General features: G+C 36.5%; 15 protein-coding genes and 2 pseudogenes. 4 read left to right on the top strand and 13 right to left on the bottom strand.

Annotated features, from left to right (window positions below):
- Positions 1-91 precede the first annotated feature (91 nt).
- Genes CP363_RS02955 through CP363_RS02945 form a run of 3 tightly spaced genes read left to right on the top strand, consistent with a single transcriptional unit; the run spans position 92 to position 1,973 of the window.
- On the top strand, positions 92-754 hold the full coding sequence (locus CP363_RS02955; protein WP_005719492.1) for a serine dehydratase beta chain: 663 nt from the start codon (positions 92-94) through the stop codon (positions 752-754).
- 14 nt (positions 755-768) lie between these two features.
- Positions 769-1,650: an L-serine ammonia-lyase, iron-sulfur-dependent, subunit alpha gene (gene sdaAA / locus CP363_RS02950; protein WP_098035821.1), complete on the top strand. Its 882-nt coding sequence runs from the start codon at positions 769-771 to the stop codon at positions 1,648-1,650.
- A gap of 8 nt (positions 1,651-1,658) precedes the next feature.
- The gene (locus CP363_RS02945; protein WP_005719496.1) at positions 1,659-1,973 is read left to right on the top strand and encodes a metal-sulfur cluster assembly factor; all 315 of its coding nucleotides are present in this window, start codon (positions 1,659-1,661) and stop codon (positions 1,971-1,973) included.
- A gap of 47 nt (positions 1,974-2,020) precedes the next feature.
- Here CP363_RS02945 and CP363_RS02940 read toward each other — a convergent pair.
- Both CP363_RS02940 and CP363_RS02935 read right to left on the bottom strand, forming a co-directional pair.
- Positions 2,021-3,115, bottom strand: a pseudogene (locus tag CP363_RS02940) (M20/M25/M40 family metallo-hydrolase).
- Positions 3,116-3,248: 133 nt separating this feature from the next.
- Entirely contained in the window at positions 3,249-4,529 is a 1,281-nt protein-coding gene (locus CP363_RS02935) for a lactate oxidase (RefSeq protein WP_005723285.1), read from the bottom strand.
- 284 nt (positions 4,530-4,813) lie between these two features.
- Between CP363_RS02935 and CP363_RS02930 the strand changes: the two genes are divergently transcribed.
- The gene (locus tag CP363_RS02930) at positions 4,814-6,013 is read left to right on the top strand and encodes an acetate/propionate family kinase (RefSeq protein ID WP_098035820.1); all 1,200 of its coding nucleotides are present in this window, start codon (positions 4,814-4,816) and stop codon (positions 6,011-6,013) included.
- 55 nt (positions 6,014-6,068) lie between these two features.
- On the opposite strand, the pseudogene yjeM reads toward CP363_RS02930, so the two are convergent.
- The 11 genes and pseudogenes from yjeM to CP363_RS02880 all read right to left on the bottom strand — a co-directional run bounded on the left by yjeM (position 6,069) and on the right by CP363_RS02880 (position 16,412).
- Positions 6,069-7,565: pseudogene (yjeM, locus tag CP363_RS02925) on the bottom strand (glutamate/gamma-aminobutyrate family transporter YjeM).
- A 278-nt stretch (positions 7,566-7,843) separates the two neighbouring features.
- A complete protein-coding gene (locus tag CP363_RS02920) occupies positions 7,844-8,839 on the bottom strand; it encodes an SLAP domain-containing protein (RefSeq protein WP_143438844.1) in 996 nt (331 codons plus the stop codon).
- 77 nt (positions 8,840-8,916) lie between these two features.
- Positions 8,917-9,549: a hypothetical protein gene (locus CP363_RS02915; RefSeq protein WP_089146234.1), complete on the bottom strand. Its 633-nt coding sequence runs from the start codon at positions 9,547-9,549 to the stop codon at positions 8,917-8,919.
- A gap of 168 nt (positions 9,550-9,717) precedes the next feature.
- Positions 9,718-10,440 carry a Fic family protein gene (locus CP363_RS02910; protein WP_013086576.1) on the bottom strand — a complete coding sequence of 241 codons (723 nt, stop codon included), beginning with the start codon at positions 10,438-10,440 and terminating at the stop codon, positions 9,718-9,720.
- Positions 10,441-10,534: 94 nt separating this feature from the next.
- On the bottom strand, positions 10,535-11,110 hold the full coding sequence (locus tag CP363_RS10900) for a hypothetical protein (RefSeq protein WP_233187127.1): 576 nt from the start codon (positions 11,108-11,110) through the stop codon (positions 10,535-10,537).
- The gene (locus CP363_RS10895) at positions 11,085-12,035 is read right to left on the bottom strand and encodes an SH3-like domain-containing protein (RefSeq protein ID WP_233187126.1); all 951 of its coding nucleotides are present in this window, start codon (positions 12,033-12,035) and stop codon (positions 11,085-11,087) included. Before CP363_RS10895 ends, CP363_RS10900 begins: the two co-directional genes overlap by 26 nt.
- Positions 12,036-12,180: 145 nt before the next feature.
- A complete protein-coding gene (locus CP363_RS02900; RefSeq protein WP_098035819.1) occupies positions 12,181-12,933 on the bottom strand; it encodes a hypothetical protein in 753 nt (250 codons plus the stop codon).
- 51 nt (positions 12,934-12,984) lie between these two features.
- The gene (locus CP363_RS02895; RefSeq protein ID WP_013086579.1) at positions 12,985-13,497 is read right to left on the bottom strand and encodes a DUF805 domain-containing protein; all 513 of its coding nucleotides are present in this window, start codon (positions 13,495-13,497) and stop codon (positions 12,985-12,987) included.
- Positions 13,498-13,500: 3 nt separating this feature from the next.
- Positions 13,501-13,905, bottom strand: a complete 405-nt coding sequence (locus CP363_RS02890) for an OsmC family protein (RefSeq protein ID WP_089145410.1) — start codon at positions 13,903-13,905, stop codon at positions 13,501-13,503.
- Between the two features lie 10 nt (positions 13,906-13,915).
- Positions 13,916-15,088 carry an MFS transporter gene (locus CP363_RS02885; RefSeq protein WP_061204827.1) on the bottom strand — a complete coding sequence of 391 codons (1,173 nt, stop codon included), beginning with the start codon at positions 15,086-15,088 and terminating at the stop codon, positions 13,916-13,918.
- Positions 15,089-15,134: 46 nt separating this feature from the next.
- Positions 15,135-16,412: a cell wall metabolism sensor histidine kinase WalK gene (locus CP363_RS02880; RefSeq protein WP_098035818.1), complete on the bottom strand. Its 1,278-nt coding sequence runs from the start codon at positions 16,410-16,412 to the stop codon at positions 15,135-15,137.
- Positions 16,413-16,415 lie beyond the last annotated feature (3 nt).

Here is a 16,415-nt window from a genome sequence, read left to right as displayed (position 1 = left end):
TCCCGAAAGGCATCCTAAATCTCACAGCCGTTTACACAAGAATTTATACTGAACCATTAAAAACAGAATAACTTACAAAGCAGGGATTAAAATGACTAATCGGTATAAAAGTGTTTTTGACATTATTGGCCCCGTAATGGTGGGACCATCAAGTTCACATACGGCCGGAGCCGTCGCTATTGGACGCGCTGGTTACAAACTTTTTGGCGGTACCCCGAGTAAAGTTACCGTTCATTATTACGACTCTTTCGCCCAAACTCACCGTGGTCATGGAACAGACTATGCTATTGCGGCAGGTATTTTAGGCTTTGACTCAGACGATCTACGCGTACCAAAGGCACCTGAGATTGCACGCCAGCGCGGCGTAGATTTACGTTTTGTTGAAGAAGATGGTCCTAGCCCAATTGGTCACCCTAATACTGCTATTTTAAATATGTCTAATGATAAAAAGAAAGTGGAATTGGCTGGATGCTCTATCGGTGGTGGTGCAATTGAAATTCGCAAAATTGTCTTACATAATACCGAGATTCAACCTGCTGGTGCATTACCTATTATTATTTTAGTTGATCCACACAAAAACATTCGCATTGAACAAGAGCTTACCGCGCTCTTGCACGAAAAAGCACCCTTTAGTCGCAAACGAATTTTTCATACTAAAAACTATAATATTTATGAATATGATGTAGAAAATTATCTTCATCCTGATTTATTGCAAGAACTAAAGAAAAAATTTGAGAATATTATTTGTTTATAACATAGGGCAATATTATGTATAACCATATTAAGGAAATTGTTGCTGCAGCAGAAAAAACGCACAAACCTATTTCTGAATTAATTATTGAACAAGAATGTCAACTATCAGGCTTGCCACGAGAAAAAGTCTGGCAGCGCATGAAATATAACTTGCAAACTATGCGAGCTGCCGTTAAAAGAGGTGAATCTGGAAACGGTGTCTTTTCAAAAACTGGCTTAACTGGTGGCGAAGCAATTAAGCTGAAAAAATATCGCGAGAAAGGACACACACTTTCAGGCGATACAATGATGGCAGCAGTTGAAAATGCCATAGCCACTAACGAAGTCAATGCAGCGATGGGCGTTGTCTGCGCTACCCCGACGGCTGGTTCTTCCGGCACTTTACCTGGCGTTCTATTTTTATTAGAAAAAAGATTACATCTCAGCGAAGAGCAAATGATTCGCTTTCTTTTTACTGCTGGCGGTTTTGGCATGGTGATTGCCAATAATGCCGAAATTGCGGGGGCAACTGGCGGCTGTCAAGCAGAAGTCGGTAGTGCCTCAGCCATGGGTGCTGCCGCGGCAGTTGAAGTGGCTGGTGGCAGTGCTGAACAAAGTGCCCAAGCTTTATCGATTGCGATGTCTAACTTGCTTGGGTTAGTCTGTGATCCGATTGCCGGTTTGGTTGAAGTTCCCTGCGTCAAAAGAAATGGTATTGGCGCTGGTAATGCACTTATCGCAGCTGATATGGCGCTAGCGGGATGTACAAGTGTAATCCCAGCTGATGAATGTATTGAAGCAATGAAGAAAGTTGGTCATCAAATGCCGGCATCTCTGCGTGAAACTGGAATCGGCGGTTTAGCTGGTACACCAACAGGTCAAGCAATTAAAGCAAAAATTTTTGGTAAAGATGCGTAGGTAACACAATGCGTGATAGCAAAACAATTAAAAACGATATTATTGAACATTTAGCTCAAGTTATTGACCCAGAATTAAACGTCGATGTGGTCAACTTGGGGCTGATTTATGAAATTGACCTCGATCAAGATGGGATCTGTCTCATCAATATGACATTAACTACACCTGCCTGTCCTTTGACTGATTATTTGATCAAGCAGATTACAACAGCCGTTAAAAAAGTACCTGAAGTTAAAAATGTTGATGTAGAATTTGTCTGGTATCCTGTTTGGACCCCTGAACGGATGAGTGATGCGGCTAAAAAATACTTCAAAATACAATAAAAAAGTCTAGGCTAAAATTTTGCCTAGGCTCTTTATTACTTTCCAAATTATTTATTCAAATAGGCCACAAACAATTCAGTATAGATCTTCACAAAGTTCAAATACATCTTTTCATCAACATATTCGTTAACTTGGTGCGGCGTGTCATTACCAGGACCAAACATGGCAAACGGATAGCTAGGTCCTTTGTCGGCAATCAAATTTGAAGCATCAGTTACTGGTTTAATAGCAACTGTTGGAATCGGCTTTTCCGCATATTTTGCTCCAATTTTTTGAGCTAATTTAACAAATTCAGACTTACCGTCAGTTTTAATTGAAGGCTCCGACATATAGATGTCCATTTTGATTTTAGCTCCTTGCGCATTTTCTGCCTTAACTAATTCAGTTAATTTCTTTTCAACCAAACTATTATTGAACTCAGGAATAGTCCGCACATTAATTTGCGCGGTAGCCTCTCCGGGAATCATGTTGACCTGTTCCCCGCCAGTAAAAACAGTAGTATTGAACGTCAACTTACCTAAGTCTGGATTGTTTTTATCTGTTTCTCTAAAAGCCTTGTTGGCCTTAACTAATAAATCCATTAATGGATCGATCGCATTATAACCCTTTTCAGGCATTGAGCTATGAGCTTCCTTGCCTTGGGAAGTTAACTTAATATCCATCGAACCCTTATGAGCAATGGCAATACTGTAGCCAGAAGGTTCACCAACCAAAAGTAGCTAACAGCCTGATACTACCATGCTTAATTAAATGGTGTTCATGAATATTAATCATGGCAATAACCAAGGCAGCTAAACCAGACTTCATATCAGTCGCTCCGCGGCCGTACAATTTACCATCCTTATTGGTTAATTTAAAGGGATCAGTATGCCATTGATCTAATTCACCTGGTGAAACAACATCCATGTGACCACAAATTGCTAAAATGGGATGGCCTGTTCCGATTTCAGCCAATAAATCTGCGCGAGTTGTGGAATATTCCAACAAACGTGAACTAATTCCATGTTCTCATTTCTTTCTCCTAATAGTTTTTGTAAATATTTTGCTACTAAAATTTCATTATCATTAACGGATTTTATTGCAACAAGATCACTCAAGATTTTAAGCTCTTCAGTATCAGTCAAAACATTATTCTCTTCCATAATTTAATTTCCCTCTCCAAAAACCAAATCGCTTTCACCTTGATTGTAGCCGCTGAGTTCTTGATAGTAAAAAAATATGACTATCATTTATTCAATGACAATCATATTGAAAAATATTAATTATATTTTTGCTTTATCTTACTGAAGCACCAGTTGTGGTATCAGTCTCTGGTTCCGGAGCTGGCTTTCCTTCTAACTTAGAAGCACCAGATACCGCATCAGTTTGCTTAACTTGATTTTCGTCAGTTACCGGATATTCCTTGCGTCTGCTTGGATCAGTATTAGATGGCAAATTATCAGCAGTATAAGCAATGTGCGTCAATTTAGCATGCTTAACGTCATCAATTGTCTTGCATCCCGTTAATTGCATATCAATCTTTAATTCATCATTTAATTGTTCAATAACTGAAGCAACTCCATGCGCACCACCTAAGGCTAAACCATAAAGATATGGACGACCGATTCCAACAATGTCAGCACCCAAAGCCAAAGCTTTAAAGATATGAGAGCCACGACGGACACCTGAATCAAAGATAATTGGCACCCGATGATTTACTGCTTGCGCAATTTCTGGCAAAACATCAATGGTAGCAGGAGCACCATCAACTTCACGACCACCATGATTAGTTACGTAAATTCCATCAGCACCGGCTCCAATTGCTTTATAGGCATCTTCAGCACACATAACACCTTTAACAAAGACTGGCAAACCTGATTCTTTCTTAATTCTTTTAACATCTTCAGGACCAATCTTTTGCGCAGAAGAAGCGTACATTTGAGCTACGCTTTGACCTTTACCTTTTGCACCAAGGTAACGCTTAAAGAAGTCCAATGGTACAGGATAAGTAAAGTTAGTCCGCAAGTTTGCTTCACGATAACCTGATACCAAAGCATCAACGGTTAAGAAAATGCCTTGATAACCAGCTTTTTTAATTGCATCAAAAACCATCTGATTAAAATTCCAGTCTTTACTCAAATAAAGTTGGAAAAACCTTGGTGCTTCTGGAGCTGCAGCTGCAATTTCTTCTACACTCTTATTAGCATAAGTACTAGAACTAAAGAGCGCACCAGCCATAGCAGCACCCTTTTGCGTTGCGACTTCCGCATCTTTATGTGCAATTCCATGACAAGCAATTGGAGCGATCATAATTGGCGTCTTTAAGTGCATCCCCATAAAATCAGTATCAGTTTGCGGATCAGCCATCTCAGTCAAAGCACGAGGTACAATTTGAAAATGATTAAAAGCAGCAGTATTGTTACGCCAGGTCCATTCATTTTCTGCACCCGAAGCAATATAATAATATGCACCTTCTGGCATTACCTTCTTAACACGTTCTTCAAGTTCATCCACATTCACCATCTTGATTTTTTCATCGCGGTCACTTTGTGGAAAGCCTTCGTAGTAGTGGGTCATTCGTTTTTCTCCTCTCAATATATATTGTATGTTAATTTCATTATAGTTTGTAAGCGGTTTTGTTGCAAATTGATATTCTAAATTTATATATGATCAATCAAATTTATATATAAATTTTAGTAATAAAAAAATATCTGTAAGAGCTTACAGCAAAAGTTGTATAATAAAGACGTTGACACTATTACTGCAAGAACTTACTTAAAGCAGATTAGTGGCATTTTCTTTATTGCAGGCCCTTACTGGATAGGTTGCACTGCAAAAATTAAGAAAAAGAGGCATAATTTATGAAAAAAATTTTAGCGATTAATTCGGGTAGCTCTTCTTTTAAATTTAAGCTTTTCACCTTTCCTGATGAAAAAGTTATCAGCGAAGGGATGGCTGATCGAGTTGGGCTTAACGGCTCCACCTTTACAATCAAGGTTAAAGGTGAAAAACACCAAGAAAAAGTTGACATTCCTGATTCCGAAACTGCCGTTACAATCTTGCTTGAAAATTTAAAAAAGTATGATTTAATTGACGATCCTAAAGAAATCATCGGAATCGGACATCGAATTGTTGCGGGTGGTGAAGAATTTAAGGACTCCACCTTAATTGATGAAAAGTCACTACAAAAGATTTATGATTTGAAACAATATGCGCCGCTTCATAATACCGCTGAAGCCGATGTCATTAATGCCTTCATGAAAGTATTGCCTGGCGTCCCTGAAGTCGCTGTCTTTGATACTTCATTCCACCAAACCTTGGATCCAGTGCACTACTTGTACTCACTTCCATATAAATACTATGAAAAATACGGTGCAAGAAAATATGGCGCACATGGCACTTCGGTTAGATATGTTAGTCAAAAAGCCGCTGAAATTATGAAACGCGACTTAAAGGACTTGAAATTAATCGTTTGTCACTTAGGATCTGGTGCTTCAGTTACCGCTGTGAAAGATGGTAAATCATTCGATACTTCAATGGGCTTTTCACCAATGGCGGGTATTACGATGAGTTCCCGTTCAGGTGATGTTGATCCTTCTTTACTTGCTTTTGTCATGAAAAAGGAAAATCTTGATGCTGATCAAATGCTTAAGGTTCTAAACAACGAATCTGGTTTGTTAGGAATTTCAGGCATTTCACCAGATATGCGTGATTTACGTGGTGACATGACTAAGCTCGAAGGGGAAAAGAAGAAGCGTGCTGACTTAGCTAGAAACATTTTCATTAATCGAATCATTCGCTATGTTGGTGCTTATACCCTTGAAATGGGTGGCCTAGATGGTATCGCCTTTACAGCTGGTGTTGGTGAACACGACTTTGGTGTCCGTGAACATGTCATGGATTCACTCGAACTTTTAGGCCTTAAGCCTGATTCAGCCGCTAATAAAGAAAATGCCACCATTATTACCAAGCCCGACTCAACTATTGTTGGTATGGTTATTCCAACTAATGAGGAATTAATGATTGAACGCGATGTTGTCAGAGTAGCTGGCTTAAAGTAAAAAATAGAGAAAAGAAATAAGACGAAGGACAAAATCCTTCGTCTTATTTTGCGTATTAAGCCATTGCTTTTTCTTTTCGTTCATTATATGCGTAATAAATCCAAGCAATAACACCAAAGGCCACTGGACCAATAGCCGTCCAGAATGAAGTTTGCCAGTCTCCGGTAAAGAGTGGTTCGATACAAGTAAAGATAATTCCGACCGCAACCACTAACCAAACAACAATTGTCGTTGCCCAAACTTTTTTCTTACCTTCAATAAAAACAAATGGCCGATCTAAGTCTTTTTTAGCTTTAAAAAATGGGTAAGCAGCAATTAAAAATAAATATGGTGCTGATGAAGAAACATTCATCATATCCATTAAAATTGTATAGAATTGTTGTGCTCCATTACCACCAAATGAAATAAATAAGATAATAACGCTAACCACAATTGCTTGTACCCACATCGAGAATTCAGGCATATTGTGCTTATTTAACTTGACCATCTTCTTAGGCAATAGTCGCGGATCACACCCCTCAATAAATGATTTAATCGGTGAATAAACCATCAAAAAGGCAGCGGCAATTCCTGATAACACATCCGCAATTCCGGCCAAACGAGAAAAGACAGTTCCAATTGCCAGTGAAGTAGAATGTGATAGACCTAGGCTATGACCAGTGACAATACCTAAATTATTAATCAAAACATATTCGACATTAGCTAAGTCAACACCTTTACCACCTAACGATTTGTTCCAATTAACAGCCACCCCCACACATAAAGATGTTTACAACATAAAGTGCTGTCATCAAGACCATGGCCGTAATCAGAGCCTTAGGATAATTCTTTTCCGGTTTATCAACTGAATCAATTACTCCTGAGGTTGTTTCCAGACCACCATAGGCAAATAAAGCATAGACAATAAATGAAATAACCGCAATCGGTGACTGAAATGCTGGATTAGGTGAATGAACCATATTTTGTGCGGTCACTGGTTCAGCTAATTGCCCACGATTCAAAATAAATACAAAAAGTGAAACTGCTGTAAAACCAATGGCAATTCCTAAAGTAAAGATCCCACCAATATTATTAATCGCCTTTATTTTATCAATTCCCTTTGCGGCACAGAATGTAACAATTGCCAAAAAATAACTTCTAAAACACCTAATAATTGGGTTGAAGTTAATGGTCCTAAATGCCAACTTTGGGTTGTATCATGACCAAAAATTGCAGTTGAAACTGAAACCAAGAAGAATTGGGTTGAAGAAACCAACCAAATCACCCAAGCTGATAGCCAAATAAAAGTTCCAATAAATGCTACTTTTTCATTAGTAGATCCTTCAAGCCATGAAAAGATTCCACCTTTAATTCCTTTAAAGGAAGCACCATATTCAGCGAAAATTAAGGCTGATGGCAAGAAGAATAAAATAGCGGTGACAATATACCAAATGATACTTGAATAACCCATTTGGTAAAAAGCTGTCAGAGAATTACTAAATCCAAAAATAGAAGAAAAAATCATCAAGACCAGACTACTACGACTTATCTTGCTGTGATCATTATTCTTCATAAAAAATAAAACAACTCCTTTAACATAAACAAACAATTTCTATTATGAACTTTTATCATGATATTTTCAAAAAGAGCTTTCGAATAAAAAAAGACGAGATAGCATGATGCTATCTCGTCATGGAACGACTTACGCTTCGTATAGCAATTAAATCATTTAAAGAGTAGTAACTGCAGATAACTTTTTTGGAAAATCATTTCAAGAATGAATATTTTTTATTTTGTAGAGTTTTTAGAAACAATATTCCATCAGTACGTGTTATCTGCAGGAAACGTATATTACTTGGCTGTTTTAACTAACTTAATATTGCCTGATCTAACCCAAGTGTTAGTTCCCTTGATTCTGTAGAAAGTTGTTCCTTTCATAAATTTCTTTGCATCAAATTTAACTTTCTTAGCCACAGTTAAGTACTTCTTAGTGTATTTACCATTAGCATTGTAAAGTTTAACACCATACTTCTTAGTAGCAGCAATCGTACCACGGGTATTAATCTTTTGAGCCTTTGACACTCTACCAACATTAGCTACTTTTACAAAACGGTTCTTGCCCACTCTGTAGTATTTCTTGCCTTTGATGGTATAAATCTTGCCATTATCAAGAATCTTAGCTTTAGTGTGGAGTGCCTTTAAGCGATAGCCATCCTTAGATAAAATCAACTTGCCATTTTTGTCATAAACAAAAGCATTATGAATGTAAACCAAGTTTTTGGTATTTGCTACGGTTGCTTTTTGACTTATATTTTGTTTATCAGTATTTTCGGAAGATGTATTAACAGTTGTTGCTGTTGAACTTGTAGTTACTGATGTAGGTTCTTCAACATTAGTAATAGGAGTAAATGAAAAGTCAGTACCATTATCTACTGGTGCATTATTCCAATCTGACTTATTTGAATCAGAATCGTTCTTAATTGCATCATCAGCTTTTTGACTTCCCTTCTTGTCACCATTTTCAGGTACTACAGGAGTATCTTGTACCCAATCGGCTGGTGCTCCAACGTCATATGGATTATGTGGAATTACAGTTGCATCTGTATCATTTGAAATCACGAATTGAACAAATGGCAACGTCATATATCTACCAAAGTCATAAAAAACAGGATTACCATTTATCTTTTTGTTTGATGTAATCCTAGGTAAATTACCAAACAAATCTGTTTTTTCTGTTAAGAAACCGTTACTTTCAGACACTCTACTTACGATTTCTACAGGTATTTTCTTTCCCATTTCTTTTTCAATTTCTTCAATCACATTCTTACCAATAGTATCTCCAGTCATTATCCATTTATACCACTTATTAGGTAACAGATATGAAGCATTTCGCTTAATTTCAATAGTATCTCCTGGTTCAAGAATCAAAACATGTTTTTTATTATAAATCTGTTGATTTTTTTATTTCTTACAATGATAGCATAGCCACTGAATTTAGAGTATTTGTCCGTTTCATAACCGTATTTTTCATCAACATTTTTTTGTTCATCGTCGGTATTATTAATATTTTCGGTATAACGATTTACAGCCTTTTTACCATTTATAAACATACTAGAATGATTCATAAAATAATTTCTTACATCATCACTAGTTAATCCCTTGATGAATTTAATTTTATTGCTCCTCTTAATAGCATCATCATAATTAAAATTAAGTTCATAAGCTGTGTCAATCGAATCGCCATTGTTTACAGGTTGCTTAACATCATTATTTGTATTAACTACAGGTTGACTCATTTTAGGTTGAGCATTGGTGGCCGAAGACTTTGAAGTATCGTTCTTATTCTCTTCTGATTGTGCAGCAGATTTTGATCCTGCTAATTTATTTGTATCACTCTCATTAGCTACTACAGCAGAATTAGGTTGTGATACTGATTTGCTACTACCAGCATTTGTAGTAATATCTGCCTTAACTTGATCATTCAAATTAGCACCAGTTAATGCTAAAGATGCTAATGCAATTGCGGCTAGACTAGTAACTTTCACTTTTTTATTCATCTTTTTCTCCTCATTACTTTCTTAACCAATCTTTTGCATTCTACATCTTGTTATCTATCAAAATCTTTATATATTCGTAATTGCACTAACATTTTTTTATTTTAACAATTTTTTATTAATAAATGCTTTTAATATAAAAAAGCAGACCTTAATGGTCTACTTTAGTATCTAGTCATAATCAGTTGGGTTAATATCTGGTTTAGGTAGATTTGAGTTTTTATTCAACACAACACCTTGAATACCATTTTCGTAAGTCCAGTCTTTGAGAGCATTCATTTCTCCACTCAAATAATATTTACTAATTAATTCATTCCACTTATCCCATCTATCTAGTGGAACATTAATTAGTCCTGCCCCATGGTCAATCATTAATTTATTTGCAGCTAGTGTAGCAGTGCGCTTGTTCCCGTCCCAGAATAATTGATTACGCATATTATGATACATCAACGTCATTGCCTTATCTGCAATTGAAGTATCACTATGCATTAACTCATCAAAAAATTTTTCTTCTTGTTTATAGTTTAGACTATCTGGTTTGTACTCTCCCCGATTATTGCCCAACTCAACTGTAACTTCCCCAGTTCTAAAATTTCCTGGATCTAATGAATCATAACGTGCTACTAATAAATTAATGTTTTGTTCAATTTTCAAAGAAAGAGGCTTATTTTCATTAATTATATATTGCCATCCTCTCTTTAACTGTACAATTACGTTAGTATCATCTATTGACACACCTGCAGCACTCATTCCATCAACAATGGTTTGGGTTTGAGGCAATGTCGTAGTCAATCCTTCAAAACGTGAATTAGTAAATATTAATCTAACAAGATTTTTCCTAGCAAATCTTCTGTTCTGATCTTGCGTCAAATGAAATTTATCAGGATATTGCATATTCTCACTCCCTTATTTTTATCTAATAATCATTACTAATATCATACAGTACAAATTCAACTATTAGAAGATACATAAAAATTTAAAATTTTAATTATCTTATCCTCTGCCACAATAACTCTGGTCGCTGAGCTAATTCCGCATAAAGATGGCGACCATTTACGCTAATCCCCTCAAATTCACGACCTGTATGAAAGTGACCTCTAGCCAGCACTTTACCTGAGCGTTTCAATTTAAACAAATAATCATTAAAGGCCAAATAAATCTGTTTTTTATGCTTGTCATAGGTAATTCCTTGAACGGGAGAATCATTGCGCATAAAATCTCCTCTAGTAGCGCCAATCTCTTTAGGATACCAACTATTACCCTGACGAGTAACTTCCCAATATTCAAAACGGTGGTCTGTGGCATCATGGTAAAGGGCAATAAATTGGTGATCATTTACAAAAGTAGCATTATGGAAATAACGACCTGTTCTAGCTGAATGATTCCAAACTTTAAAAGTCCAAATCTGTTTAATTTGCAAATTGTTTTTACTAATCTGCATAATTTCTTCTGATTGAGAGCTCTTGCGCAATAAATGGTTATTAGCAATCACATAAATATACTTTCGAGTTGAACCGATTGCTTGTCCATGTCCCAATTTAATATATGGGCTTAATCTTAACATGGGATGCAAGCCGCAGAAATTGTGACCAAGGTAGCCATGACAACTTTTGCATAACATAGCGATTAGGTACATGATTAAACTGATAAGAAACAATGTGAGCACGTGTATCATGTGGTGAATGATACATTGTTGCATACATTGAACCATTTGACACGGTCAATCCTTCTGGTACTGGTCCCACCGTTCCAGTTACCGAATCACTTTGACATAAAGTCGCAGGTTGATAGAAATAGGTTTTCAGTCTAAAATGTCCACTTTTCAAAACATGCGGTCTAGTTTCCGGAGCAAAGCTTCTACCCCAATTACCAGACGTCTTATAGTGCTTGAACCAGCTACGAGCACTGTCTCCAGCTTGTGGTTTTTTGGTTGCTTTAACAATGCCCTCTCTAGCATTAGCTCTCACTTGAACAATTGTCTGAGCATGAGCTTTACCATAAGAATAACTTACCCGATAGCTTTCCTTTTTACTTGATGAAACTTCTGCTCGAGATACTTTAACTTTACTTGGCTCAATTACCGTTCCTGCTGCATCTGTTGCATAATTAATCGCATCCCTAGTTGGAAAACTATAATGCGAATTCTTCACTAAACTAATCTGATGTACAACTGCAATCTTTCTTCTTAAAAAAGCTCGTTGATTGACCCAACCGCCTCTATGTCCGTCTAACCAAACATAGCAATACTTATTACCGCGAACTTTTCTAACTGCACTGGCTTGAACATTGCCATGTTTAAACGTATTAGCAAGGCATAGACTTCTTGACGGACCTTTACGAGTTAAGTTTTGATAAATTCTATAAGACGTATGCGGATTAATCATCTTAGTCTGAAATGGATTTAGTTCTCGCGCCCCAACCACTTGCGGCTTCAAACATAATAACGTCATCAAACAAGCTAATCCTAAATAGACTTTTACTCTCTTCATTCTTATTTTTACAACTCCCTAAAAATAACGCAAAGTCTATTGTAGGTCAGTGAGATTTTTTATCAATATTATTATTAATTTTTAGATCAAAAAAGCGTAAAGGACAATAATTCATCCTTTACGCTACAATTTTTATTAACTTTTTCTAGTTTTGAACAATTAAGTTCTTCAAATCATCTGATAATTGAACTGGTGCGTACTTAGCACTTACTACTTTAATAGTAGAGGTCTTTAAGTATCTCTTCTTACCAATATAAGCATATCTGCTCTTACCGTTTTTAACGATCATCGATGACTTGTACTTCTTACCGTACTTGATCTTCTTCTTGGTTGCCTTAAAGTAAACCTTTTTAGCCTTAGCACTCTTCTTATATGCGTAGTAGATCTTTGCACCCTTTTTTGACTTAGGTGAAACAACGATGTACTTTAATGCTCTATTATTGTAAGCATCTTGAATGGCTTTTTGGTCACTTTGTGCTTGCTTGTACCAGTCTGCTTGACTTGGAACTGTTGCTGAAGGGGTAACATCAGTCGAAACAACATAAATTGCACATTGTTGTCCATCTACAGTTTGACTGTCAACATAATAGAAAGTAACAGAACCTTGATCGTTCTTAGCCTCGTTAGAGAAGTAAAGCTGGATGGTTTGACCTTTAGTATAATTTGAATCCATTGACTTTACGATTTTACCATCTTGGTTTACAGCGTAAAGCTTAGGATTAGCATTATTAACTGTAGCTGATACTGATCTACGCTTAATACTAATGGTACCTTTTTTGCTTGAAGTTTGTGTAGTTGCTGCATGAACTGATTCTGCAGCAGACACACCTGCACCAGCTAAACCAGCTGAAAGCATCACTGCGGCAGCTAATGAAGTAAATAAATTCTTAGTTTTCATCGATATAATCTCCTAACGTAATCTCTTATAGTTCAATTATAACATTTTTTATTATTCGTAAAGGTAAAGATACGTCCCCCATTTCACTGGTTCTTGCTTACTTGGCTGAATTGCAAAATACAGAACAAAAATCCAACCTAACGGTATCAGCATTAACAAAATCCACCAACCTGTATAATTGATATCATGCAATCTTCTTACAGCTAGGCCTAATTGACATAATTTCAAATAAAGATAGATCAAGCCCCAAATGATCATGCCAATAATTACTATCGCTGAAATATGGTTACTATTGAAAGCAAAACCATTAATCATATCAACAGAATCATTTTCATAATGTGAAACTGGCATAAGTGTAGCACAAAAAGTAATAATGCCCCCGATCCAGATTAAAATCTCGCTTACAATGATGCCAATCCAGAAACTTCTTCTGGTAGTTCTTGCATTCCAGGTAAATGGTCGCAGAAAAGTTTCTTTCATAATTTGACCAAAACTAAAAACTGGGGCCTCACCGTCTAACTTTCTTTCACCTTGGTATTCTTGTTTGTAATATGGCTCGCTCATCGCTTATTCTCCTAATTCCACATAAATTTTGACAGCTGCTTTAATAGTTTGATAAACAGTTGAAACATGCAAAGTGTGAGCTAAAAATTCTTCCTTCTCTGCTCTAGTCATTGTCGAATCAAAGAAGACCTTGATCTTCATCTCAGTTACTACTGATTTACCATGGCCCAGATTCTCCGTTTGTGCCTGATTTTCTACCCTAAAATTTTTAACATCAAGTTGATGTGCTTTAGTAATCATCCCTGCCGACATCACAATACATGAATTAACACTACCACATAGATACTCAACTGGGTTGGGACCTGCATCATGTTTAATATCATCACAAACAAAAACATGATCACGTACTTGGTTGGCAATTTGCCATTCTTTATCTTCTAACTTAGATTTAACTACATATTCGCTCATATTTTTCCCTCTAATGATGGTCAATTGCGCCATTCAAACGCTTACGCCAAATGAAATAAACTACTAAAATCAATGGAACTAAGACTAATTCTACTGGATAGAACCATTCTATCGGTAAAGCAGAATCAATTACACCACTGATCATCGGGCCAAAGGCCATAGCAATATCTAATCCTAAATAAAAAGTAGCACTAGCTAAGCCTTGTTCTTCAATCGGTGCTAACAACAGCGCAGTTGATTGCAAAACTGAATAAATGATCCCATAGCCTGACGCCATTAAAGCTGCCGCTAAAGCCATTTGCCAATCATTATTCATTACTGTGAGCAAGATAATGTAAGCAGCCGTTGAAACTAAACTTAACCAAAACCAGACGCCAAAACGTACTGTATCAAAATACCTTTTTAGTCCTACTCTAATAATCAACAAAACAACCGCATAGATCAAGAAATATGACCCAACTGCAACAGTCAGATGTTTTTGTTCTACATAAGTTACAATATCTGCCTGTGTTACAAAATACGGGATAGCAAATAAAGTTGTCAAAATTGCTACCGGTAAAACATTAAACTGGATAATTTTGAAACTCTTCTTCTGCGTTCGAACTCGCTTTTTAGGCAAAGCATGATCGCCCACAAACTGAATGGCCACAATCATAAGTAAAGCTGAAACAGCTGATGCCACCAAACTTGTTCGATAACCTATTTTTTGATAAATATTAATCGAAACTGCTGGAGCTAACGCCATTGCCAAAGCATTCATTAAACCATAAAAGCCCATTGCTTCACCAACATGTTGGCGCGGCACTAAAAAAGCAAGCCAGGTAGTCATACAAACTGTGCACAGGACATAACCGGTGCCGTTAATTAACCTAAAGAGCAAAAGCCAACCACTTGACGGAGTCAAAACGTAACCCATTACCCCTACAAAAATTAAAGTGCCGCCAATAAACGATAAGCGGTATTTAGAAAATTTATCGGTTAAATTGCCAGCTACCGGTCGCAAAAACATTGCTGCTAAACTCATAATCCCGACAATGATTCCAGCAAAAGCACTGCTAGCGCCTAATTCTTTGGCATATCCATTAATCAAAGGATTAACAAACATTGTACTAAACATAAAAAAGAAAGATGCTGCCATAACCAGGACAACATCTTTGGTATAAATTGATTTTCTCTTCGCCAAAATGATCCCCCAATTCTGCTCTAATTATACAACTATCACAGAATGATCATTTAGCAATTTTTAAACTAACAGTAAAAACAATGTCTTCACCTTTGTGGTGGGCCGAAATTTTACCATGAAAAGCTTCCACTAATTCCTGTGCCATGGCTAGACCAATGCCAAAGCCACCTTTCTTAGAATTATGTGACTTATCATCACGATAAAAGCGATCAAAGAAATGACTATAGTCTTTGCCTTTACCTTCACGATAAGTATTTTCTAGCCGCAAAACTGCATATTTACTTAAGGTACCACCTTTAGTCAATTTTACCTGAATCTTGCCATGAGGATCACAATATTTCTGGGCATTGTCCAATAGGATGTTAACTATCTCAGCTAAAGTATGTTTTTCAGCTAAAACATTCAGCCCTTCACGCACCGATACTTGATAAACTAAGTCATTCTTCTTCATGACTGATTTAAAATCTTTAGTCGTTTCTTCAACAATTTTTGAAAAATCAATTTTACTTAAGGTAAGTTCACCCATCTCGCCGGTACGAGCTAACGAAATCAAACGATTAATTAATTTGGTTAATTTTGCTACTTGCTCTTTATTGCTTTCATTCCATTCAGAATTATTGCCAAGCATCTCTTCCATTTCTGTATTCGCTGAAATAACTGCTAATGGTGTTTTTAATTCATGACCAGCATTAGTAATAAACTCCTGCTGCTTATGATAAGCATCAACAGTAGGCTTGATTGCTTTACCTGAAACTAAAATCAAAACTAAAGCGAAGACAATCAAAGCTCCTAATCCTAAAACTAAAGCTACCCTGAATAATAACCAAAAACGATTAAAAATTAGGGTCTCATTTAAAAAGACAATCATCGTTTCACCAGTAGAATTTTTAGCAACTCTGAAGGCATATTGATTTTGCCCTAGGGCGACTACACCGCTTTTGTCTCCATTTTCTAAAGCTGCTCTGGTAATATTCTGAATCTTAGAATTATTAACCTTGTAAACATTATTATCGTTGATCACATGTACGCGATGACTTTCATCAATCATTACTGCAAAATAGCGATATTGATAAACAGCTTCAGGATTATATTTTCCCGCTAAAAAATTCCGATTAATTAAGTCATCCTGATTGCCAAAAGCCGGCTGCGCATTATGCGGTGAAAGATGACCCTCATTTTTTACTAAAGCGGTCAAAACTCGATTAACTTCATTTTGATTTTGAATACGAGTAATTCCTACCAAACTACCTAGTGTAATTAACAAAACTATCAATAAAGCAGCGACAGAAGCACCAATAAATTTCCAGCGAAATTTTTGAATCATCTT

This window comes from Lactobacillus sp. UMNPBX12 (genome assembly GCF_002553955.1).
In the GTDB taxonomy this organism is placed as follows: Bacteria; Bacillota; Bacilli; order Lactobacillales; family Lactobacillaceae; genus Lactobacillus; species Lactobacillus crispatus.
This window is presented reverse-complemented; position numbering and strand designations above follow the sequence as displayed.

Excerpts from the sequence above, each read along its gene's own strand:
- sdaAA (WP_098035821.1), top strand. The coding sequence starts at position 769 with ATGTATAACCATATTAAGGAAATTGTTGCTGCAGCAGAAAAAACGCAC.
- CP363_RS02920 (WP_143438844.1), bottom strand. The coding sequence starts at position 8,839 with ATGACTGGAGATACTATTGGTAAGAATGTGATTGAAGAAATTGAAAAA.
- CP363_RS02955 (WP_005719492.1), top strand. The coding sequence starts at position 92 with ATGACTAATCGGTATAAAAGTGTTTTTGACATTATTGGCCCCGTAATG.
- CP363_RS02930 (WP_098035820.1), top strand. The coding sequence starts at position 4,814 with ATGAAAAAAATTTTAGCGATTAATTCGGGTAGCTCTTCTTTTAAATTT.
- CP363_RS10895 (WP_233187126.1), bottom strand. The coding sequence starts at position 12,035 with ATGAAGAGAGTAAAAGTCTATTTAGGATTAGCTTGTTTGATGACGTTA.
- CP363_RS10900 (WP_233187127.1), bottom strand. The coding sequence starts at position 11,110 with ATGTTAAGATTAAGCCCATATATTAAATTGGGACATGGACAAGCAATC.
- CP363_RS02890 (WP_089145410.1), bottom strand. The coding sequence starts at position 13,905 with ATGAGCGAATATGTAGTTAAATCTAAGTTAGAAGATAAAGAATGGCAA.
- CP363_RS02910 (WP_013086576.1), bottom strand. The coding sequence starts at position 10,440 with ATGCAATATCCTGATAAATTTCATTTGACGCAAGATCAGAACAGAAGA.
- CP363_RS02915 (WP_089146234.1), bottom strand. The coding sequence starts at position 9,549 with ATGAATAAAAAAGTGAAAGTTACTAGTCTAGCCGCAATTGCATTAGCA.
- CP363_RS02880 (WP_098035818.1), bottom strand. The coding sequence starts at position 16,412 with ATGATTCAAAAATTTCGCTGGAAATTTATTGGTGCTTCTGTCGCTGCT.
- CP363_RS02935 (WP_005723285.1), bottom strand. The coding sequence starts at position 4,529 with ATGACCCACTACTACGAAGGCTTTCCACAAAGTGACCGCGATGAAAAA.
- CP363_RS02945 (WP_005719496.1), top strand. The coding sequence starts at position 1,659 with ATGCGTGATAGCAAAACAATTAAAAACGATATTATTGAACATTTAGCT.
- CP363_RS02895 (WP_013086579.1), bottom strand. The coding sequence starts at position 13,497 with ATGAGCGAGCCATATTACAAACAAGAATACCAAGGTGAAAGAAAGTTA.
- CP363_RS02900 (WP_098035819.1), bottom strand. The coding sequence starts at position 12,933 with ATGAAAACTAAGAATTTATTTACTTCATTAGCTGCCGCAGTGATGCTT.